The following is a 21,326-nucleotide window of genomic DNA, read 5'->3' on the forward strand; positions in this document are numbered from 1 at the left end:
AAATTTATATATTTACAATGCTTTATTCGAGATAATTTTCTTCCAATTCTTTCAGGACCTCCCACATTTTTTTGTGTTGCGCCTGAGCTAAAGCATCTAAGTCTCTCAAATTCAGTGGCGTAGCGCTCGACTGAGGTTTGCTAAAAGACTTATGTAAAGTGGTATAACCGTATCCGGAACGTTTCGACACCTGGTAGATCGTCAAGTTGTGAACCGCCAGATAGTGTTTAATATCAATCCGCATATCTTCACTTCCTTTACGATTAATATTATATCACATCTGTGAAATAACACAAGTGTGAAGTATCAATTTTTTCAAAAAATCCAAAAAACTTATTGACTTTGATTAAAAATGAATTAGAATATTAGTAATCTCTTAATCAATTGAGGAATGAATAATTTAGTATCCTTGTAATCCCTTTTCTTTTGTGTGCTAACATTCCATTCCCAGATGTTCCCCAAGCGTCTGGGAATTACTACTTTACTCATTCCAATTCGGTAAAAGGATCATGATTGTTTGTCATGATCCTTTTATCTTTTTTATTAAAATTTACTAAGTAACAGCTATTAATTTAGCTAGGCATTTTTATTGCTTCCCATTACCTATTCGGATATACTTAAAGCAGTTGGATAGAAGTATTAGTTCCATTGCTACCGATAAAAGGAGGATAAGCAATATGAGTACATTTAAAGTAAAAGCCACAAAAACCACTACTGGAATGCAAGTTTCTGCTGGAACACGAGGATTTGAAATTACCTTTGATGAGCCAAACAGTACTAACACGGGGATGAATCCTGTAGAAATTCTCTTAACTTCTTTTGGTGCTTGTACTGCAATTACAGCACAAGCCTTAGCAGACAAGCGAAATTTCGACTTACAAGCTTTTTGGATCGATATTGATGGCGATCTAGACCGCGAAGATGTCGCTGCCGGAGATAGTCGACGGAAATTTACTGAGATTCGCTTTACGCCTCACCTTCGTTCAGACGAATCTGATGAAGACATTAAGCAATTTCTTGCCGATGTCGAAAAGAAGTGTCCTGTAAGAAACACCCTTGAATTCGGGACAAAATTTGTTGCTAATAACTTTGTGCGGGAATAAGGTGCTAAGATAATGCCATACATTAAAAGGATCCGTAGCATGGTTGGCCATGAGCCTTTAATCATGACTAGCGCTTCAGGAGCATTGCTTAACCAAGATCAGCAAGTTCTTCTTCAAGCACGCGCTGATACTGGCGATTGGGGATTCCCCGGTGGCTACATGGAATACGGTGAGTCATTTAGCGACACTGTAAAACGCGAATTTAAAGAAGATGCTGGTTTTGAAATTATCCCGGAAAAGTTGCTAAAACTTCAGGATCAGGATTTTTATACCTACCCAAACGGTGATCAGGTTCAACCAGTTAATGCCTTTTACCTCGTTAAATTGGCTACTCAAAAGCACGTTAATACTAAGCCTGATGAAACCGTTAAAGTTCAATACTTTGATCTTGAAAAAGAGCCACCAAAGTTCTTCAATGACCAACATGCTGAAATGTGGCAGCTCATTAAAAAATATGTCGAGCAAAACAGATAATTAAATTTAAGATACCCGTCCTGGTGTTCTATTCCAAAAAGAACACTGGGGCGTTTTTTCTAGTCTTCTCCTTTTTCGCCTTGATTACCCTCATCATTAATTATGCTAGAATAGTTTTATTACGTGTAATCAGAGAAATAAGGAGAAAAATTATGATTTGGACCTGGGATATTATCCGGCGCATCATTGAAGTACTATGGCTAATTAACATTGGTTTTGCTATTTGGACCGTTTTTCGGAGCAGGCGGGATATTGCTGCTACTTGGGCATGGCTGCTTGTTTTATCAGTCTTTCCCGTTGCCGGATTTATCCTCTACATGTTCGTTGGTCGTCAGCTATCACATGATGATATCTTCACAATTCAAGAAGAACAGGCCAAGTATCAAAATACTTTCCTTAAAAAGCAGCATCGGCTTTTAGAACAGCACGAACTATTGCCGCAAAGCAATCAAAAGCCCCGAGCACGGATGCTTGTTAATTTAAACCTTAATAATGACGAAGCACTCTTAACCTTTGATAATCATGTCGAAGTCTTTACTGACGGTCATGCTAAATTTGAACAATTAATTGACGATATTAATCATGCTAAAAAAATCGTTGATGTCGAATACTACACCTTTTATGCTGATCATCTCGGTAAACGAATTCTTGATGCACTTGTCCATGCTGCCAAACGAGGCGTTAAAGTCAGGGTCCTCTATGATGCCAGCGGATCTCGCGGAACCAAGCCATCTTTTTTCGAACCACTGGAAAAACTCGGCGGTCAAGCTCAAGCATTTATTTCAAGCTCATCTAAGTGGTACACTTCACCACGACTTAACTACCACCTCCACCGAAAATTAGTGATTATCGATCATCAGATTGGCTACATTGGTGGATTTAATATTGGTGATCAGTATCTCGGTGATAGTCCTAAGTTTGGTTACTGGCGCGATACGCACCTAAGAGTGGTTGGCCAAGCTTCAGTTATGATGGAAGTTCGGTTTGCGATGGATTGGAACACTACCTGCCGAAAGACTCGTAAGCCAAAGTTTTCCATTGATGATGAATTAAAAGACTTCACTATCAAGCATCCCCAATCAACCAACCCGGATGAAGTCCCAATGCAAATCGTCTCCTCTGGTCCAGATAACCAAAATTACGCAATTCGGCGGGGGTATGAGGGAATCATTGCCACTGCACGGAAATATGTTTATATCCAATCCCCTTACTTAATTCCTGAGGATTCAATTCTTGAGGCATTAATCATCGCTGCCAAAAGCGGTGTTGACGTTCGAATCATGGTCCCATGTATGCCCGACCATCCCTTTGTTTACCGGATGACCGAGTACTATGCTAAGTATCTCGTTCAAAACGGTGTTAAGGTTTACCGCTATGATAATGGCTTTATCCACGCTAAGACAATGGTCAGTGGTTCCAACATCGCATCTGTCGGCTCAGCTAACCAGGACTACCGGAGCTACAAACTTAATTTTGAGGTAAATGCTTTTACCTATAATTCACAGCTCTCCAGTGAACTTAAAAAGATCTTTGAAGCCGACCTGCTTAATTGCACACCGATGACGGAAGAGTACTTTGCAAAGCAATCACGGTGGCTGAAGTTCAAGCAACAGTTCTCCCACCTTCTAGCACCAATTTTCTAATTTACGGGAGGAATTAAAATGAACACGGAAAATGCCAAGCGCATTAAAGATGTTCTGATTGCAATTCTAATAATCGTTGGTGTACTTGCTATCCTTCCAGCAATTTTCATTGCGATCGTAACCATCCTTTCTGCCCTTATTGCCGGTTTTTCATTTGCTAACATTGCACTCGTTGAAATGATGAGTTACTGGTCAATCAATGTCTGGACAAGTCTCTTTTATCTAGGATTATTAATTGCAGAAATTGGTCTCTTAATTATCATTGTTCCCCTCCTTGTCTGGGCCGCTAAATGGTTAATCAAAGCGGTAAAATGGGTGATCAATGCTATTAAAATGCGATTGGGAGGCAATGATAAACAATGAAACGAGCATTTAAGTGGGGAAGCATTATTATTGTTTGCGGATTAATCATTTCTGGAATCGCCTATTTGGGGCATAAACAACCATTTGATCCAATGTCCCCAATTGAAGAATCAACAGCTAATCGTGATGTTCTTACCCGAAAGTCATTTAATAAAATTAAGGTTACTGCTAGTTCAGCTGACGTAATTATTAAGCAAGGAAACCACTTTTCCGTTTCCTATTACGGAAATAAAAACCATGCAGTTCATGCTCAGGTTAAAGATGGTGTCCTAAAAATTACGCAGACACCCGTTACTCATTCAAAACTGGCTAAATTTCAGTTACTTAACAGTAGCGATGAAGAGCGTTGCATCGTTACTGTTCCCCAAAAGGCAAGTCTTACTAAAATAGAAGGTCACGTCAATAATGAACTTCTCCTTAATCGAATTCTTGCCAAAAAGATTAATTTAGAGAGTAATAATGGCGACATTAATGTCCTTAACAGCGAGTTTGATCAAGGAAAAATTATTACTACCAGCGGAGATATTACCATTCGTAACTCATCCCTTATCCAGACAAAACTTGCTTCAACTAGTGGCGATATTAATTTAAATAAGGTTTCATTAACCAAGGGATGTTCTTTGTTAACATCTGGTGACTTTAATGGTCAGCGATTAACTATTATCGGTCATTATTCAGTTACTAACCAAAGCGGGGATAATTCGATTACTAAATCGACCATTGACGGTGCTAAACTCACAACTAAGAGTGGTGACAACAACTTAAAGCGGAAACATCGTAGCGGTGGTTTGCTCGAACGAAATACCACTGAGCCAAACTTCATCTACCTCAAGAACGTTAGTGGCGATAATATTATTAAGTAACGTTTCACATGAAACAGATAGTAAAAGAGCTTCAAAATTCGTTTTTTCGAACTTTGAAGCTCTTTTTAGGAGTTATTTAAGTTTTTAGTTGTGTTATCTTACCTAATTATTAGTAGATACCATCATAAGCCTTTTGGTAAAGGTCAATTATTTCTTGCTTAGTACCCTTCCGTGGGTTGGAGAATGCATTACCATCTTTCAATGCGTTTTCAGCCATCAATGGGAAGTCTTCTGGCTTTGCACCAATTTCCTTGATTGATGCTGGAATACCAACAGCCTTGCACATTTCTCTCATTCCGTCAATTGACTTTTGAGCAGCTTGCATGGTAGTTAAACCAGTAGTGTCGTAACCCATAATTTCAGCTAATTCTGCAAAGCGTTCTGGGCAAGCAATAATGTTGTACTCTTCAACGGGTAGTAAGCAATAATGCACAGCAAACACCGTGTGGAGCATCATATTGACCACCAAGTTGGTGAGCCATTGCGTGAACATAACCTAAGTTAGCGTTGTTAAATGCCATTCCGGCAAGCATTTCTGCTTCAACCATCTTTGTCCGTGCTTCAATATTGTGACCATTAGCAACTGCTTCAGGCAATGCAGTTTGGATTAATTGAATAGCTTCCTTACATTGACTGTCAGTAATTGGGTTGTGGTCAACTGAAACGTATGGTTCAATTGCTTGAACAAAGGCATCACAACCAGTAGCAGCAGTAACTGATTGAGGAACATCTAACATCAGCATTGGATCGTTAAATGATACCAATGGAATGTTACGCCATGAAACAACAACGAACTTCAAGTGATCCTTTTCGTTAGTAATAACTGCGTGACGGGTTAATTCTGAACCAGTTCCGGCAGTAGTGTTAACAGCCATCAGTGGTGGTAGTGGATTCTTCAAAGTTTCAATTCCGGCTAACTTAGTAATATCGTCACCGTTAGTCAAAATAATTCCGATTCCCTTACCACAGTCATGAGCTGATCCACCACCAACAGTGATGATTGAGTCACAACCTTCATCTTCGTACATCTTCTTACCAGCCTTGATGTTCCGAATCTTTGGGTTAGGTTCAACACCAGTGAAGACAGCGTAGTCAACACCAGCCTTTTCCAATGATGCAAGAGTTTGCTTAACTGGTCCATTGTCGATAGCAGCCAAGTTATCTTGGGTAACAACCAGTACCTTGTGCATTCCCAGCATCTTAGCACGATCACCAATCTTTTCAATTACACCTGGGCCAAAGAAATTAACACTAGGCATCAGAAAGTCAAATTGTCTATTCATTGCAATAGCCTCCTTAGATTGCTTGTATGCACTTACATTATGAAACATTGTGAAGAGCATTGCAAATTAGAATTGCCTAATAATAATGAGAATTTAGACATATTACCTCATTTGTTTTATTACAAGAGTTTTCAGAATATTTATTCCGCCTTTTTTGTTAAATCTTTTTCAAACTCTGCCCGTAGTAATTGAGCAATCGGATCATAAGTGTGAAGAATTCGATCAACCTCTGCAACTGAATCGGACGGACTAATCTTTAATTGCGGATTAATCGCTAATTGTTTCATGTGAAACCCGGTAATTACTAGTCGCATTGCAATTTGCGCTTGCGCTCCCCCATGGGCACCAAATGTTACTAAACTAACTGGCTTATTCTTCCATTCGTTTGCTAAGTAATCAAGTGCATTCTTGAGCACTGCTGGATAACCCCAATTATATTGTGGAAAGACAAAGATCAGACCATCATAGCTTGAGATTAAGTTGCTCCATTCACGAGTATAGCTGTGTTCGTACTGACCTAGTGCTGGAATTTTACTTTCATCTAAAAATGGTAAGTCGATTGTTCTTAAGTCAATTTCATTAAATTTTAGCTTTGTACTTACAGCCAATTGCTTCTGTAGCCAATCGGCAACCTGCTTGCTCCGCCGCCCGGGACGTGTACTACCAACAACTATTCCAACCTTTTTCATTGAAATCACTCCCATTAATTGTCTTTGACTTCATCATAACCATATTTGGCTTTTAAAACAAAAGAATGGGGCTGGAATCGTTAATTTCCAGCTCCAATCTACTTCTTTTTCACTAAACCAAACGTTAGTAATTGAAGAAGGAGAGTTACCAAGACGAGCATTGTTCCAGTAATTAGTCCTGGACTCTGCTTTTCACCAGTTTGTGGTAGTTGCTGGTTATCCTAGTTTGCTTTTTTAGCATTATTATCAACTTCTTTTACGTCAGCTTGTTCAACTGTTGTTGCGGAAGTTAACTGAACAGTTGCCGTAGCTGCTGCGTTTGCTGCATTAGTGGTTGCAGAAGCTGAGTTTTCGTTTCCTTGCTGATCGGAGTTGCCTGAACTAGTTGGTCCATCTGAACCTGCTGGCTTATCCGAGTCTACCGGTCCATCAGAAGTTCCCGGTTGTCCAGGACTTACCGGCTTGTCCGGCTCCGTTGGATTATCAGGTTTATCATGAGTGATTGGCTTATCTGGATCTACTGGTGTATCCGGTTCAGTTGGTTCACTCGGCCCTACCGGATCTGTTGGCTTTTCATTTTGCTTGTAGCTAATTTCTACCAACACATTCCCGGTATTAACATTTGGTGTTACGGCCTCCACCTTTTCCTGACTTGGTGTGTACCCGTCAACCTTTTCTGGTATAAATTCAGCCCATGTTCCATCCCCATCAACAACTTGCCATTCAGTTTCACTAATAATTTCACCGTTTACTGGGTGCTTAGTAGTGTGCTTAACAAATGTTACTGTCTGAGTAATCGTCTTTACGGTTCCATCCGGCATCGTAACCTGAATCAGCCGGTTAACAGTCTTAGTATCAGCATCAACTTGGTGGGCCAGGTAGTTAACGTGGTGGAGCTGATCCTCTGTTGTACCATTAACTTCCATCAGTTCAATCTTTTCAATATCTGGAACATGGCCTTCAACTGTTGGCACAACAAATTCTGCAAATTGCCCAGTTGACCACTCACCATATTCCTTTTCACCCGTTTGTAGATTTGTTTTTACTTCACGAGTTAATGTTACGGTGTGGTTAACCGTTTCAACTGTCCCATTCGGGTGGTGAAGGTGAATTACCCGGTTGACTGTCTTTTCTTCAGTTGCAGTTGAATATGCTGCTTCATAACGAACTTCAACTTCATAATCCTTAGTATCTGGATTAGCTACCTCTCTTGGGATGTATGTTTTATCAGGCTTTTTTCCGTCAATTTCAGCTGGATAATAGTCATCAAACATCTTTCCCGGTTGATCCCATTCGCCATAAACAATTTCACCATTTGCCTTTTTAGTTACTTGACGGGTGAAAGTTACCGTTTGGCGAACATATTTGATACTGCCATCCGGTAAGATTAGTTTGATTGTCCGGGTTACATCACGGGTTTCCGTTGTTACTTCGTTTTGAGGATACTTAATTTCCTCAACCCAACTATTAGTTCCTGGCTTAACCGTAACTTGACTGATCTCTGTCCGGTCTGGCGCTATCCCGTCAATTTCTCCTGCCTGGTAACTATCAAATGAATCTTTATCCGTAGTCCATTCACCGTAAGTTGCCTCATTTGTCCACGGATTAGTAATAACATCACGAGTAAACTTTACTGTCTGCACAATTTCTCTTGTTGTCCCATCTGGTAAGTATAAGATGATTGTCCGGGTAACTGTGTCGGTTTCCGTATTGACAATGTTCTTCTTCATCAAGACATCGATCTTTACTGTACCAGAATTACTATCCACCGTTGTTTCCTTAATCACTGAATGGTTAGCTGAAAAACCATCCTTGGGAACAACCGTGTAGTCTTGGAACGTTAGGCTTGGCTGCCATTCTTGAACAACAACCATTTGTTTAGTGTACTTGTCATACCTCACAACCCTTGTAAACGTTACTACTTGGTGGTTGAGGATTTCTTTATTAGTCCCATAATGACCGTAGATAATTTGTTCAACATCTTTACTTTCTGTCTTTTCTTCAATAATATGCCTTACGTAGATTGGGATACTTTGATAAGGTTCACCAGTCACTTCAAATTCTTGAGGCTGGCCTTCCACAATTTCTAATCCTGCAGGTAAATGCTTAATAATTTCATCCATCGTTATTTTGTCGCCCGGTTTTTTTCCAGGGATGTAAACGTAGTCAGGAAGAACATTACCGTGGTCGTCTTGATCTTGGAACTTAATTTCTACCCCATTTTGCTGCGGGATGTCTGAAGCAGGGTCACTAGCTGATCCTACCGTCCCCCCCCCACTAATTTCTGGAGCCGTGCTAGTTACTGGCTGTGCACTAGGTGGCGTCTGATCTTGTACTGCGCCTGCTGAGTCTGCCACCACTTGCGAAGTAGCTTCACTCGAAACTGGTGTCGCTTCTGCTGTACTACTACTCGCTACCTCATCATTGTCCGGTTGCCTCGCACTTTCACTCCCAGTAATTTCTACTGGTTGGGGCGTTGCTAGTTCTGTTTGAACTGCTTGTCCTTCTTGATTAACTGTTTCATCTGCTGAAGCACTACTCGCACCAATGAAAGTTAATCCTAAAAGAACAGATGCTACACCAATACTTAATTTTCGGAGACCAAACCGTTGTTTTTGCGGCTGACCTTTACGAATCATCATTTGTATATTTTTCTTTGATAACATGTATTAATCCTCCTGTGAGTTAGTAATAAAAAGTAGCATTATTACAAAGTTACTTCCTATCTATCCGCACTATTTCATAGGGGGTTAAACCTATCTTTATCCGCTTTTAGATACATTATTGTAATATACTAGTAATCTTTATGTAATATATTACTATAACGCCATCACAGGGAAAATATTATTAAGTTGGATCATAATATTTCTTAAGAATTTGATCAAAAAAAAGTTCACAAATGAAAGTTTAAGCATTTGTGAACTTTTTTGTTACTTATGATAAGGCAAACCATTAATAATGGTAAATGCCCGGTAAATCTGTTCGGTTAATACCAACCGCATTAATTGGTGAGGGAGGGTAAAACGACCAAATGAAATTTGGGTATCAGCACGTTTTAAAACTTCTGGACTAAGACCTAAAGAACCACCAATCACGAAGGTAATATCACTATGGCCATACGTGGTTAACTGGTTAATCTCCTTAGCAAATTCTTCCGAAGTCCGCTCTTTTCCCTTAATCGCTAAGGCATAAACGTACTCCTTATCCTTTATTTTCTCCAGAATCCGCTCGCCTTCCTTCGCCATTACCTCATCCATTTCCGCCTGACTTAGTGACTCTGGTGCCTTTTCGTCTGGAACTTCAACAATTTGGAATTTGCAAAAACGACCAAGCCGCTTTGAATATTCCGCAATTCCTGCTTTAAAATACTTTTCTTTTAATTTACCAACACCGATAATTTTAATATTCAATTTATCCACCACTTTCAACATTTTATCCACAGAGTTATCCACAGGCGATTGATTATAATTCTCTTTTTCTCGAATGTTCGGTAGAAAAACTATAGTGAATGCGCTTACCTATTTTTTACTTATCCACAGTTATCAACAGAAACAGCTGTTCGTCCACAATGCTCTAATCACCTGATATAACAAGGATTTGCCCTCGTTGATTTTCAATTAATCCACTTATCCACAATATAGTTTCTAACTTGTGGATAAGTTTTGCACACCGATAATGACTGTTATTAAGGCACTTTTACAATAGTAAAATAATTTCGCTGATTTTTCCACTAACTTTTCCACAAGCTAATTCACAGCTAATTTTAGTTAAAAAATAACACGGATTGTGGTTATTGAATCACAATCCGTGGTTAGCTGAATATTTAACTAACTGAATAGTTTAATCATTCGTTATTTCTCAAGATTAAGCATACTTATGAGCAATCTTTCCACAAACTGCTGCTACAATTGCTGAAAGTAAATCATCAATAAAAGTATTAACGTGCAAGTCTGAGGTATCAAACTTCTTCATGATCCCAGATTTAACTCGGTCAAAATAGCCAAAGTTTGTTGTTCCAATTGTTCCGTAAATCGTTGCAATTTGGAGCGCGATTGTTTCATCTACCCCAAATACTCCAGCATCATTTTTGATAATTGAAGCAAGCGGTTCATCGACTTGCCCTTCTTCCGTTAATCGATCCAATTCCAACATGACCATTGCGTTATTCATTAACTCACGCTTATGCATAACATCAACAACTGCATCTTCACACTCTTTCAGTGTAACTTCAGGTTCATACTGGTGCTGGGTTTCATAGACAATCTTAGCCAAATCTGATTGGGTTACCCCACGTTTTGCGAGTCGGTCTATCACAAAATTATAGGCCTTAGTATCAGGATACTTAAATTTAGGATTATTCATCTTCACTTCTCCCAACATTTATTAATGATTTCATTATAATGCAAATAATACTAGGGACAACCTACTTCAATGTTCAAAAAAAGGGGACTGTGACATAAGTACTTTTACCAAGTTCAAATACGAACAGCGCGGTACGTAAATGGGTTCCAGTGTCCGGTATAACCGAACTCTGGAACCCTATTTGCGCTCGCGGGGGCGTGAAAACGAAGTCATAAATGACTTCTGTCACGCTCCCTCTCTCATATACTTAATTTATTTTGCCAGCTTCAATGTTGCTGTATGGGATTGACCATCACGGTAATAAGTTACCTTAGTCGTGTCGCCAACTTTGTACTTATATAATGCTGACTTCAGCGAGCTAGTATTCGTAATCTTGGTATCACCAAGTTTGGTAATAACGTCATATTGCTCAAGGCCTGCTGTTTGTGCATTTGAGCCACTCTGAACATCCATGATTACAACACCCTTAGTAATACTTGATGGTAATTTTAGAACAGACTGCTGCTGATCGGTTGTTACCCGACTTAGGTCAATCATACTAATTCCAAGTGACGGCCGAGAAATCTTACCATTCTTAATTAACTGGTTGATAATCTTGACCACTTCGTTACTTGGAATAGCAAAGCCCATCCCCTCAACGGAAGAGCCATCACTGCTCCCTGCTAACTTCATCGAGTTAATCCCGATTACTTGGCCAGCCATGTTAATTAATGGACCGCCTGAATTACCTGAATTAATTGCTGCATCAGTTTGGATAACAGAGGTTAACGTCCCGTCTGTACCACTCTTTAGCGTCCGACTCTTTGCAGAAATAATCCCTTTCGTTACAGTGTTAGCGTATTCGCTACCCATTGGTGACCCGATTGCTAAAACATCTTGACCGGCTGCAATTGAGTTTGAATTTCCAAATTCAGCAACCGTTTTAACATTCGCTGAATTTATCTTTAAGACCGCCAAGTCAGTCGCTGAGTCTGAACCAACCAAGCTAGCATTTACTTTCCGTCCATTGCTTAAAATTACTTGGAGAGCATTTGACCCTTTAACAACGTGATTATTGGTAACAATATAAGCAGAGTTACCACTCTTCTTATAAATTACCCCAGAACCTTCGCTGGCCGTTTGAAGTTTGCCAGGATTTTGTGAACTATCTGAATTAGAAGAATCACCGCTAGTTTGGCCACCAAACATTCCCATAATTCCTTGATTGGATGACTGAACTTCCTGCTTATTAATAACACTAACAACAGCATCCTTTGTAGAATCATAAGCCTTCGTCGCTTGGTTGCTTAAGTTCGCCTTATTTTTATTTACTTTGGTTCCTCCAGACTTGTTTGAACCTGCAGGAACGTTCGTACTAGAGGTCTGAACATGATTTTCAATTACATTACCAATTCCTAGCGAAAGCCCGCCACCGATTAAGCCAGCGACAAGGCCAACTCCAGCCACTTTTAACCAAAATTTATTTTTGGTATTGCGCGGTTTTTGGTTTTGGTCACTCATCAAATAACTCCTCCAATCTCATAATTATCAAATTCAATATATCGTTAAATTATGAAAAAAGCTTGAAATTTCATCTGTCTTTTGATGATTATTACACTGTTAAAAGTTTACTTGGCTTGTCTGGTTCCGCGTCCACAAGTTGAAAATCGTGGTTAACACCAAAATCATGCCTCTCCATAATCGTTGCCACGGTCAGGTGAGCTAACGAACGCATATTATTATGCTGACTCCGGTGACCGAGAAAAATGCGTTTGGTCCGCGAGCCAAGGACATCCATCAGTGCATCAGCTCCCTCTTCATTAGAGAGGTGCCCTGTATCGCTTAAGATCCGTTGCTTTAACGGCCAAGAATATGGTCCCATCCGTAACATTTCCGTATCATGATTACACTCCATTAGGTAGGCGTCGGCGTTCCGAATTGTTCCTTCAACCCGATCAGAGACATAACCAGTATCCGTAATGATACAAAAGGTCTTGTTATTATGGTGAACCTGATAGAATTGGGGTTCTGCCGCGTCATGGGAAACGGCAAAGCTCTCAACGTCAATGTCTCCCAGATCCTTAACGCTGTTTGGTGCAATAATGTGCTTTTGTTCTAACGGAATTTTGCCAATTTTGCTGGCCATTGCATCCCAAGTTCCTTGATTAGCATAAATATCCATTCCATAGCGTCGGGCGAGCACACCTACTCCATGACAGTGATCAGTATGTTCATGCGTTACAAAAATTGCATCAACATCTGTTAGTGACCGATCAATCTTCGCCATTAAATTTTCGATCCGCTTACCACTTAATCCAGCGTCAATCAAGATTCGGTGCTCATCGGTTTCCAAGTAAGTTACATTTCCTGTACTCCCACTCGCTAAAATGCTGTAACGTAATGGATCCTGTTCTGTCACCTCAGATTACTCCTTTACTTCTGATTTAGTGCTTCAGTATTAACACTAGTAGTTGTATTTTTCATTATGGTACTGTTAAAAGCATTAATTGAGATTTGCTCAACTGCCCCCGAGTTCTTAGTTTTAATCTCCGCAACCCAGGTTGGAATATAAACATTCCGGTTATTCGTATTTGTACTCAGTAATCGTGAATACCCTAATTGAACCCACCGAATTCGTGAATTATTAGGGATCTGATTATGTTTATATAGCCAAACAACAGCTCGTTTTTGACTAATTGTGGCGGTTTCTGGACGAAGAATCCGTACGCCCTCCAAAAACGTCTGCGTATAACTCGTTACTTCATGGTTAGAATTTACCCGAAAACGAATTTGTCCATCATTGTTCATTAACGGTCGTCCTTCAACCATTTGTGTATAAACAATTACACGTTTCGTTGAAAGATTTGGATTGTACTGGTAATGCTTTCCTAATGCTATCTGATGGCTGTTATGAACTAATTCATTTAGCCGCACATTAGGAGTTTCAATATTAACGTTAATCGGTTCATTAAATTCACTCGTTAAAGTATTGCTTGAAAAGTGTGTTTCTTGATTATGAAGACGAGTCGAAGCATCATCTAAAGCCCCATTTTCAGCAGAACGATAACCAGAAAGGTAGTACCCTTTTTGCTGACCACTATTTATCTTTCCATAACTAATCGAATCATCTTTCATTTCCTTCAAAATGACGGATGAGCGGCTGCTTTGATTATTCGTTACGATAAAGCGGTTTTCAACCAATAATGAACTTGCGATGATCACATCAAAGAGCAAGAAGGCAAAGAAAAAGATCCATTGAATTCGTTTAAAGTCCATTTTCCAATGCCCCCTTACTTCTGTAATTCAGTGTAGTCAACCCACTGTCCATGATAGTCAACAAAGTAGGTTGGCGTTAACTTAACAGTACTGTTATCACTTGTATTTTCTTTCCAAAGGTAACCAACTCGAATTCCCTTAACATCCTTAAGCCGGTTGCTTGCCCGAAGTTGTTTGAAGACCGTAGTCGTTGAGGGAAGACGAACCGGCTTATGGTTAATCGGCAATGGAACTTGAATGCTGTATAAACTCAACCAAGTTTTATTTATTCCGTTAACCTTTGATGACATCCGAATATCACCATACCCAGCAGAGTTAAAAATTGGAAATCCTTCGACATAGCTCCGGTAATTAATGGTCCGCTGATGATCACTAATCCCATCGTAGCGGAGATTATCCATTGGAATTCCGGTTTTCGCGATTCGATTAAAGAAATAACTATACAGCTGACTAGATTTTGGCACATCATCATGACTTACATAGTTCTCATAACGGACGGTACCATTTTGATGATTATAAATTACCCGTTTATTTTCACCATCACGATAAATAGTCGTGTCTCCCTTACGTTCGGTTGTAATTGAAGACTGCTTATTTGTACTAATAAGGTTTTGACTTAAGGTATCAATATTTTGTGCTGTTACCTGGTAGCCAAAAACCGGTAATGTAAAGCTCTTTGGGTAAAGAAGCATCGTTTGACCGTGAATGATCTTATGATCAACTTCTACTTTTGCTGTTCCCTTAATCAAGGCGTTTAAGCTACTACTTCCCTTTGTCTGACTAATCCGTGCCCGGTATACCTTATAACCACGATCATTTAGCAAATAAACATTTCGCGGATTATTTAATGGAATTAAAATATGGTCGATCTGCTTAACCCGACTAGTATCAATCGACTGCGAAAAAGTCTCATTAAAAATCGTGCCCGTAATACTATCCGGATAACTCACCATTAACGAATTAGGCTGGTGAAGATAGCTAAGGTAAACGTCGCTATTATCACTTTTTACCAGACTAGCGCGTCCTAACTGACAACTGCGTAATTGGTGCCTAATGGTTATAATCAAATTTTTCCGTGAGCTATACAGTAAGAATTGTTGCTGATTAGCATCAACATGCACTACTTGGGTCGGTAAGTATAAATCACCGATTGACTGGGTTGTATTGAGGTTTCGTGAACTCGAACTATCTTTCGTTCGCTCATATTGCACAGGGTTGGACCAGATTGCAGCAGTTAAGAATAAGCTGATTACCACTACAATGGTTAACGCAATGGCTAACCAATTAGTTTTGATCTTTTTGATCATCCCACTCGTCCCCCTCTTCATATGGTACGTATGGTAAGGAAATGTAGAAAGTTGAACCCTTTCCTTCAACACTGTCAACCCAAATCTGGCCACCAAGCATGTTTACAACCTCTTTAGAGATGGCAAGGCCAAGCCCTGTACCTCCCTGCTTCCGGCTTCGTGCCTTATCAACCCGGAAGAAACGGTCAAAGATATGACTTAAATCCTTTCGTGGAATCCCAAGCCCTTGGTCAGAAATACTCATAATAACATGATTGTGCGTTTCTAATAACCGGGCAGTAATTACACCACCATCTGGCGAATACTTAATCGCATTATTCATGATATTGTCAATAACCTGGGTAAACTTATCGGTATCAATCTCAACCCATAGATCCTTCTTGGTAAAGAAGCGCTCGATCGTGTACTTTTTCTTTTTCGGGTCTTCTTCCTTCTTAATAATCATGTCGAACCGATTCAGAATATAGTTAAAAAGCTCGTTAATATTAACGTATTCAAGGTTTAACTTTGTAGTACCGGCATCCATCCGTGAAAGACTCAATAGGTCGTTAATCATCCGAATCATTCGTTCAGTTTCATCCTGAACAACCTTGAGAAATTGGGGTGCAATTTCTTTATCTTGCCATGCACCGTCGCTTAATGCTTCAACGTAGCTCTTAACACTGGTTAGTGGGGTCCGCAATTCATGTGAAACATTAGAAACGAATTCCTTTCGTTCCTGTTCCTCTTTTTGCTGACTAGTAACGTCATGGAGAACACAGACTAACCCGCTAACAAATCCGGACTCCCGCTGAATTGGTGAGAAATAAGCGTTCAATATCAAATTACTTCCCGAATTCGACATATCGAGAATCATTTCTTTTTGTTCACTGTTAACAAGTTGACGAACGGTATAGTCATGACGAATATCAAGAACATCAATAATTGATTTTCCGATTAGTTCATCATCATGTTCTACCCCTAATAATTGAAGCGCCATATTGTTAACAATCGTTACGTTGCCTCGCCGATCTGTTGCTAAAACACCATCAGACATGTGTGATAGGACGCTATCCAACCGCCGTCGCTCAGAATCACTCGACTCCTGGGCCTCTTCAACCCGAACTGAAAGGTTGTTAACTGCCCCGGCTAATTGACCTAACTCATCATTTCCCATTACCCGAACTTGACCAGAAAAATCACCACGGGCAATTCGAAGGGTCTGTTTCCGCATTTCTTCAATCGGTCGGGTTATTTCCTGGGAAATAATAATTGCCAGCAATAGTCCAATTACGATCGTGATCAGGGCAGCAGAAAGGTAAATTAACGTAATGCTGTTGATGTTAGAGTAAACACTCTCTAAGCTGGCACGAAGATAAACAACCCCAACCACGTTATTATTACTATTATCCACTAACGGAATAATATTAACGTAGTAGCGTGTATGGTTGCTATTATCATAGACATTTTCGGTGTGGGAACGGTTATTAACCAGTGTTGCCTTTACCATTTGCTCGGTAGTTTTTTGACCAATCATATTTCGATTATCAAAATTACTGGTCCCACGAACAACACCCTGACTATCAATTACCCGAATTTCTGAAATATTGTTGTTATTAACCTCAGCCAGAATTTTCCGGATCTTTTGATTAGCCTTCTTATGGTTAGTGTTTACTAGCTGTTCACTTAACGAATTATCAACGTAAGAAGGAAGCTCAATTGTTTGCTTAAACGTATTTAAATTCTGATGTTCCAATTGACGCACAAAAACCGCCCCAACGCATTCCAACGTTAACATCAACATTAACGCGAAAACGAGGGCGATTTTGAATTTGATTGACTGATAAAATTTTAATTTGCTGTTCACAACTGGCTAGCCTCTAATTTTGATCAGGATTTGCTAAGTAGTAACCAACACCACGACGGGTAATCAACCATTGAGGATGGCTTGGATTATCTTCAATCTTTTCCCGGAGTCGACGAACTGTAACATCGACGGTCCGCACATCACCAAAGTAGTCATAGCCCCAAACCGTTTGCAAGAGGTGCTCACGGTTAATTACCTGTCCAATATGTTCTGCAAGGTAGTGGAGGAGTTCAAATTCACGGTGAGTTAAATTAATGTTTTCGCCACGCTTGGAAACTGTATATGCCTCCGGGTGAATTACTAAGTCGCCAACTTGAATGTCAGTGTTATTATCCTCCTCAGCTGGTGCCTTAACTGCCGCTTGACGACGAAGATTTGCCTTTACCCGAGCAACTAATTCACGATTAGAAAATGGCTTAGTAACATAATCATCAGCACCAAGTTCTAGGCCAAGGACCTTATCTAATTCAGAGTCCTTAGCAGTAACCATAATAATTGGGGTAGTGTGTTTTGCCCGTACTCGCTTAGCTACTTCAAGGCCGTCAATCTTAGGCAACATTAAATCCAAAATAATTAGATCAGGTTTTTCACCTTCAACTTTTTCTAGGGCTTCTTCCCCATCAAAGGCAACAACGACTTCATAGCCTTCTTTTTCAAGATTAAATTTGATGATATCTGAAATTGGCTTTTCATCATCAACAACTAAGATTTTTTTTGCCATATCAATACTTACCTCCACATAGGTACAGTTGATTATTAAGGACTGGAAATTTATAGTTTCCAGCTTTGTTTATAATTTAAATTACTCCACCAAAAGGGCGAAAATCACTAATAGATCGCCCAATTACTCTTTTAACATTATACCACATCAGTAAAAGATCAATTTAAATTCCAATAAATTATTGACAGTGTTAAAGAATGATGATACATTTATATATGTTCTGATTGAACAAGATATATGGGCAGTTAGCTCAGCTGGCAGAGCAACGGACTCTTAATCCGTGGGTCCAGGGTTCGATCCCCTGACTGCCCATCAGAGGTTTACAAGATCACCATTTTGGTGGTCTTTTTCTTTTTTAAATTTTTCCTTGATTGTTACCTAACGTCATTATGTAAGATAAAGTTATTTAGAAGGGAGGAATTATTCAGTGCTTACTAGCGGACAATTGGCACAACGATGTCATACTTCTATTAGAACAGTTCAATACTATGATCAAAAGGGGTTGCTCCATGCTAAAAGAAGCCACAGTAATCGGCGGGAGTATGATAAGAAAGATCTTTTACGTCTTCAACAGATCCTTACCTACCGCAAGCTCGGCTTTAAGCTTAACGATATTCAAAAGCTAATGGATCATGACCAATCAGCTCAAATTCTATCATCATTAATTGATAAACAAACAAATTCGCTACAAGAACAACTTCACCAAGTCGAATCACAGCTTGAAGGGTTGAAACACCTACAAAAACAGCTTAATTCTATAGATAATTTTTCAACTGAAGTACAAAAAGAGGTGTTATCTAGTATGAATATGACCAAAAAACTCCACTATTTACGGTTAAAAATGTTGGGATGGGGACTTATTGTTGATTTTCTGCTGTGGGGAAGTTTGATATACGTTATTTACCACGGTGCTTCAATTTGGTGGTTTGTTTTAGGATTAATTTTCTCTCTTGCTATCAGTGGTGAGCTCACCTATGCTTATTACCAACACTCAATCTACCTTTGTCCTCACTGCCAATCTGAATTTGTTCCCTCATTCAGAATATGGGTTGGGGCCGCACATACTCCCAACACCAGAAGGTTAACGTGTCCGAATTGTCATCAAAAAAATTTTTGTGTTGAAGAATATCGATAAAACAATCCCCGGATGCCTTAAACCTGACACTCGGGGATTTATTATCTACTCATCTAATTCATTGTCTTCCCATACTTTACGGATCATTGGGTACTTCAGATCACCAACTTGACTTACTTGATACTTAGCAGCTTTCAATTCAGTTGCATCACCAACACCAATTGAAACAACACCCGTATCGTTTATTAGTGCAATTTGCTTAGCATTAGACCCAATCCCAATACATGCAGCTGGTTGAACATTTAACTCTTGGCTTGCTTTTAGGTATGGGTTATCACTATCTACTGGAGAAACAAAGGCATCAAAGAAATCATCGACCTTTAATTTCTGGAGAATCTCTTTTGCATGCCCGTCAACATCATTAACAGCCATATCAACATAATGATCGTAGAAGTTATTTAGTAATCGCTTAGCATTTGGGTAAAGTTTATCTTCACCGATTCCTTCAATAACCTTGGTGTACATTTCATATTGCTCATTTAACAGTTCATCCTTGTCGGCGTCCGTTTGGTTAAAATGACTTAGGACCACTTCTAACGCTTGGTGTCGATCTAGTCCAGCTAATTGATGAGCCACCTTTCCAGGTAGCCCCATGCCAAATTCGTACATCGCTAAATTACGCCATGCTTCGAATTGTAATTCATCGGTATCCAAAATAATTTGATTGAGGCTTAAAATTGCACCCTTCACTATTTTTCATCCCTTTATCAATTAATTATTCTTAACTCCTACTTTACAGATACAAGCAAGAATCTTCAATCAATTTCTATTCCTTCTCGTTCTCATTTTAACCTCACTTTCTTCAAAAAAGGTCTTGCAAATTCAATTAAAGATTGATAAGATAATATCTGTTGTCAATGACATGGGCAGTTAGCTCAGCTGGCAGAGCAACGGACTCTTAATCCGTGGGTCCAGGGTTCGATCCCCTGACTGCCCATCGTAAAAAAGGTCACCGATTATTCGGTGGCCTTTTTTGATATATTAATGACTTCTAAAAACATAGTTACCAACATTGCTGCTAGACTTTTAGTCGCCAGGTTGATAGTCCTTATCAATAATTAGAACTGGCTTAATTGTCTTTCCTGATACTGAATCGGCGTTGGCTTGATTGATTTGATCGAAGTCATAGAACTTTTCAGTCTTGTCAAAGTCAAACATTCCCAACTTGTAGAATTCGATTAGCCGTGGAATATCAACTTGTGGAATCGAGTCACCCATGTTAACACCGACGATTGTCCGGTCACTAGGGCAAAGATCGTTCCAGGTATCAACATCAATATGGTTTGCGGTAACCGCAACTGGTGCCAATGTTCCACCTTGGGCAAGCGATTGAATTGCATCTTCCATAACCTTAGTCACACCGGTAGTATCAACAATATAATCAACGCCTTTTCCATCAGTTAAGTTTTGGATTGACTTAACCATGTCTTGGTCATTAGTATTAATTGCGTCAGTAGCTCCCAACTCCTTAGCTAACTCAAGCCGTTCAGGGACACGATCAATAGCGATGACTTTAGTGCATCCTGAAATCTTACCAGCCATCATTGCCGCTAAACCAACGGCACCGGTACCAGTTACAGCAATTGTAGAACCTGGTTCTGGCTTTAATGTATTGAAGACCGTTCCTGAACCAGTAACGTAACCACAGCCTAGAGGACCTAGTTTCCGCAAGTCAAGATCCTTAGGAACCTTAACGGCGTTCCGTTCACGAACCACGGTCGTTGTTGTAAATGAAGATTGATCAAACATATCGTCAACTTGATGACCATCCTCAGTAAAATGAGCACTTCCATCGGGACGAACACCAGAAAGGTTATTAGCAGCATAGTTCAGACACTTTGTTGGCTTCCCTTTCAAGCAGTTAATACAATTACCACAACCATAGAATGAAAGAATTACATGATCGCCGGGTTTGAAATTCTTAACTTCAGGACCAACCTTTTCAACAATCCCAGAACCTTCATGGCCCAGGATGATTGGGTAGCCGATTTCTGCGTCACCTTTCCGTAAAGCTTCATCTGAGTGACAAATTCCAGAAGCAACCATGTGAATCTGTAAATCATCAGCTTGCATATCTGCTAATTCAACATCATCACGAATATCAAATTTTGCTCCCTTTTGATCAACAATTGCAGCTTTAATCTTCATAAAAATATCTCCTGTTTATTTAGCTAACATCTCTACAATGTTCATACTATCACAATTGAACATTTGATAAGCCCTTATCAGAAAGCGCTTACTTTATTATAACAACAAATTCTTGTAAAAACAGGATTTATATT

General features: G+C 39.6%; 19 protein-coding genes, 2 tRNA genes and 2 pseudogenes. 8 read left to right on the top strand and 15 right to left on the bottom strand.

The window, feature by feature from the left end; all coding sequences use genetic code 11:
• Positions 1-22: 22 nt before the first annotated feature.
• Positions 23-244, bottom strand: a complete 222-nt coding sequence (locus HMPREF0549_RS00465; RefSeq protein WP_003716276.1) for a hypothetical protein — start codon at positions 242-244, stop codon at positions 23-25.
• A 433-nt stretch (positions 245-677) separates the two neighbouring features.
• Between HMPREF0549_RS00465 and HMPREF0549_RS00470 the strand changes: the two genes are divergently transcribed.
• The 5 genes from HMPREF0549_RS00470 (at position 678) to HMPREF0549_RS00490 (ending at position 4,446) form a co-directional block, all read left to right on the top strand.
• Positions 678-1,103 carry an OsmC family protein gene (locus HMPREF0549_RS00470; protein WP_003716277.1) on the top strand — a complete coding sequence of 142 codons (426 nt, stop codon included), beginning with the start codon at positions 678-680 and terminating at the stop codon, positions 1,101-1,103.
• A 12-nt stretch (positions 1,104-1,115) separates the two neighbouring features.
• Positions 1,116-1,577, top strand: coding sequence for an NUDIX hydrolase (locus tag HMPREF0549_RS00475; protein WP_040530582.1), 462 nt, complete (start codon positions 1,116-1,118; stop codon positions 1,575-1,577).
• A gap of 152 nt (positions 1,578-1,729) precedes the next feature.
• Positions 1,730-3,220 carry a cardiolipin synthase gene (gene cls / locus HMPREF0549_RS00480; RefSeq protein ID WP_040530585.1) on the top strand — a complete coding sequence of 497 codons (1,491 nt, stop codon included), beginning with the start codon at positions 1,730-1,732 and terminating at the stop codon, positions 3,218-3,220.
• Between the two features lie 18 nt (positions 3,221-3,238).
• Positions 3,239-3,583, top strand: a complete 345-nt coding sequence (locus tag HMPREF0549_RS00485) for a hypothetical protein (RefSeq protein WP_003716280.1) — start codon at positions 3,239-3,241, stop codon at positions 3,581-3,583.
• Entirely contained in the window at positions 3,580-4,446 is an 867-nt protein-coding gene (locus tag HMPREF0549_RS00490) for a DUF4097 family beta strand repeat-containing protein (RefSeq protein ID WP_003716281.1), read from the top strand. The genes HMPREF0549_RS00485 and HMPREF0549_RS00490 overlap by 4 nt, the downstream gene beginning before the upstream one ends.
• A 109-nt stretch (positions 4,447-4,555) precedes the next feature.
• Here the strand turns inward: HMPREF0549_RS00490 and HMPREF0549_RS00495 are convergent.
• The 12 genes and pseudogenes from HMPREF0549_RS00495 to yycF all read right to left on the bottom strand — a co-directional run bounded on the left by HMPREF0549_RS00495 (position 4,556) and on the right by yycF (position 17,909).
• A pseudogene (locus HMPREF0549_RS00495) lies at positions 4,556-5,729 on the bottom strand (iron-containing alcohol dehydrogenase).
• Positions 5,730-5,869: 140 nt separating this feature from the next.
• A complete protein-coding gene (locus HMPREF0549_RS00500) occupies positions 5,870-6,418 on the bottom strand; it encodes an NADPH-dependent FMN reductase (RefSeq protein ID WP_040530588.1) in 549 nt (182 codons plus the stop codon).
• 98 nt (positions 6,419-6,516) lie between these two features.
• Positions 6,517-6,621, bottom strand: a pseudogene (locus HMPREF0549_RS10230) (hypothetical protein); the annotation flags it as partial.
• A gap of 18 nt (positions 6,622-6,639) precedes the next feature.
• On the bottom strand, positions 6,640-9,084 hold the full coding sequence (locus HMPREF0549_RS00505) for a mucin-binding protein (RefSeq protein ID WP_003716285.1): 2,445 nt from the start codon (positions 9,082-9,084) through the stop codon (positions 6,640-6,642).
• A gap of 264 nt (positions 9,085-9,348) precedes the next feature.
• A complete protein-coding gene (gene rlmH, locus HMPREF0549_RS00510; RefSeq protein WP_040530899.1) occupies positions 9,349-9,828 on the bottom strand; it encodes a 23S rRNA (pseudouridine(1915)-N(3))-methyltransferase RlmH in 480 nt (159 codons plus the stop codon).
• 454 nt (positions 9,829-10,282) lie between these two features.
• The gene (locus HMPREF0549_RS00515; RefSeq protein ID WP_040530591.1) at positions 10,283-10,780 is read right to left on the bottom strand and encodes a phosphatidylglycerophosphatase A family protein; all 498 of its coding nucleotides are present in this window, start codon (positions 10,778-10,780) and stop codon (positions 10,283-10,285) included.
• A gap of 252 nt (positions 10,781-11,032) precedes the next feature.
• The gene (locus HMPREF0549_RS00520; protein ID WP_003716288.1) at positions 11,033-12,280 is read right to left on the bottom strand and encodes a S1C family serine protease; all 1,248 of its coding nucleotides are present in this window, start codon (positions 12,278-12,280) and stop codon (positions 11,033-11,035) included.
• Between the two features lie 91 nt (positions 12,281-12,371).
• Positions 12,372-13,178 (bottom strand): MBL fold metallo-hydrolase, encoded by an 807-nt coding sequence (locus HMPREF0549_RS00525; protein WP_003716289.1) that lies wholly within the window; start codon positions 13,176-13,178, stop codon positions 12,372-12,374.
• Positions 13,179-13,192: 14 nt separating this feature from the next.
• Positions 13,193-14,035: a two-component system regulatory protein YycI gene (locus tag HMPREF0549_RS00530; protein ID WP_003716290.1), complete on the bottom strand. Its 843-nt coding sequence runs from the start codon at positions 14,033-14,035 to the stop codon at positions 13,193-13,195.
• Positions 14,036-14,049: 14 nt separating this feature from the next.
• The gene (locus tag HMPREF0549_RS00535; RefSeq protein WP_003716291.1) at positions 14,050-15,342 is read right to left on the bottom strand and encodes a YycH family regulatory protein; all 1,293 of its coding nucleotides are present in this window, start codon (positions 15,340-15,342) and stop codon (positions 14,050-14,052) included.
• Positions 15,320-17,188 carry a cell wall metabolism sensor histidine kinase WalK gene (gene walK / locus HMPREF0549_RS00540; RefSeq protein WP_003716292.1) on the bottom strand — a complete coding sequence of 623 codons (1,869 nt, stop codon included), beginning with the start codon at positions 17,186-17,188 and terminating at the stop codon, positions 15,320-15,322. Before walK ends, HMPREF0549_RS00535 begins: the two co-directional genes overlap by 23 nt.
• Before the next feature lie 13 nt (positions 17,189-17,201).
• On the bottom strand, positions 17,202-17,909 hold the full coding sequence (yycF, locus tag HMPREF0549_RS00545; protein ID WP_040530594.1) for a response regulator YycF: 708 nt from the start codon (positions 17,907-17,909) through the stop codon (positions 17,202-17,204).
• Between the two features lie 239 nt (positions 17,910-18,148).
• Here yycF and HMPREF0549_RS00550 point away from each other — a divergent pair.
• Together HMPREF0549_RS00550 and HMPREF0549_RS00555 are read left to right on the top strand one after the other, a co-directional pair.
• Positions 18,149-18,221, top strand: a tRNA-Lys gene (locus HMPREF0549_RS00550).
• A gap of 115 nt (positions 18,222-18,336) precedes the next feature.
• The gene (locus tag HMPREF0549_RS00555) at positions 18,337-19,044 is read left to right on the top strand and encodes a MerR family transcriptional regulator (RefSeq protein ID WP_003716294.1); all 708 of its coding nucleotides are present in this window, start codon (positions 18,337-18,339) and stop codon (positions 19,042-19,044) included.
• Positions 19,045-19,089: 45 nt separating this feature from the next.
• On the opposite strand, the gene HMPREF0549_RS00560 is transcribed toward HMPREF0549_RS00555, so the two are convergent.
• Positions 19,090-19,734, bottom strand: a complete 645-nt coding sequence (locus HMPREF0549_RS00560; RefSeq protein ID WP_003716295.1) for an HAD family hydrolase — start codon at positions 19,732-19,734, stop codon at positions 19,090-19,092.
• Positions 19,735-19,908: 174 nt separating this feature from the next.
• Here HMPREF0549_RS00560 and HMPREF0549_RS00565 point away from each other — a divergent pair.
• A tRNA-Lys gene (locus tag HMPREF0549_RS00565) sits at positions 19,909-19,981 on the top strand.
• Positions 19,982-20,070: 89 nt separating this feature from the next.
• Here HMPREF0549_RS00565 and HMPREF0549_RS00570 read toward each other — a convergent pair.
• On the bottom strand, positions 20,071-21,192 hold the full coding sequence (locus tag HMPREF0549_RS00570; RefSeq protein ID WP_003716296.1) for an NAD(P)-dependent alcohol dehydrogenase: 1,122 nt from the start codon (positions 21,190-21,192) through the stop codon (positions 20,071-20,073).
• Positions 21,193-21,326: the final 134 nt, after the last annotated feature.

Origin of the sequence: Limosilactobacillus vaginalis DSM 5837 = ATCC 49540, from assembly GCF_000159435.1 — a bacterium.
Classification (GTDB): domain Bacteria; phylum Bacillota; class Bacilli; order Lactobacillales; family Lactobacillaceae; genus Limosilactobacillus; species Limosilactobacillus vaginalis.

Coding starts and splice junctions, on each gene's coding strand:
- HMPREF0549_RS00465 (WP_003716276.1), bottom strand. CDS start 244: ATGCGGATTGATATTAAACACTATCTGGCGGTTCACAACTTGACGATC.
- HMPREF0549_RS00470 (WP_003716277.1), top strand. CDS start 678: ATGAGTACATTTAAAGTAAAAGCCACAAAAACCACTACTGGAATGCAA.
- HMPREF0549_RS00475 (WP_040530582.1), top strand. CDS start 1,116: ATGCCATACATTAAAAGGATCCGTAGCATGGTTGGCCATGAGCCTTTA.
- cls (WP_040530585.1), top strand. CDS start 1,730: ATGATTTGGACCTGGGATATTATCCGGCGCATCATTGAAGTACTATGG.
- HMPREF0549_RS00485 (WP_003716280.1), top strand. CDS start 3,239: ATGAACACGGAAAATGCCAAGCGCATTAAAGATGTTCTGATTGCAATT.
- HMPREF0549_RS00490 (WP_003716281.1), top strand. CDS start 3,580: ATGAAACGAGCATTTAAGTGGGGAAGCATTATTATTGTTTGCGGATTA.
- HMPREF0549_RS00500 (WP_040530588.1), bottom strand. CDS start 6,418: ATGAAAAAGGTTGGAATAGTTGTTGGTAGTACACGTCCCGGGCGGCGG.
- HMPREF0549_RS00505 (WP_003716285.1), bottom strand. CDS start 9,084: ATGTTATCAAAGAAAAATATACAAATGATGATTCGTAAAGGTCAGCCG.
- HMPREF0549_RS00515 (WP_040530591.1), bottom strand. CDS start 10,780: ATGAATAATCCTAAATTTAAGTATCCTGATACTAAGGCCTATAATTTT.
- HMPREF0549_RS00520 (WP_003716288.1), bottom strand. CDS start 12,280: ATGAGTGACCAAAACCAAAAACCGCGCAATACCAAAAATAAATTTTGG.
- HMPREF0549_RS00530 (WP_003716290.1), bottom strand. CDS start 14,035: ATGGACTTTAAACGAATTCAATGGATCTTTTTCTTTGCCTTCTTGCTC.
- HMPREF0549_RS00535 (WP_003716291.1), bottom strand. CDS start 15,342: ATGATCAAAAAGATCAAAACTAATTGGTTAGCCATTGCGTTAACCATT.
- yycF (WP_040530594.1), bottom strand. CDS start 17,909: ATGGCAAAAAAAATCTTAGTTGTTGATGATGAAAAGCCAATTTCAGAT.
- HMPREF0549_RS00570 (WP_003716296.1), bottom strand. CDS start 21,192: ATGAAGATTAAAGCTGCAATTGTTGATCAAAAGGGAGCAAAATTTGAT.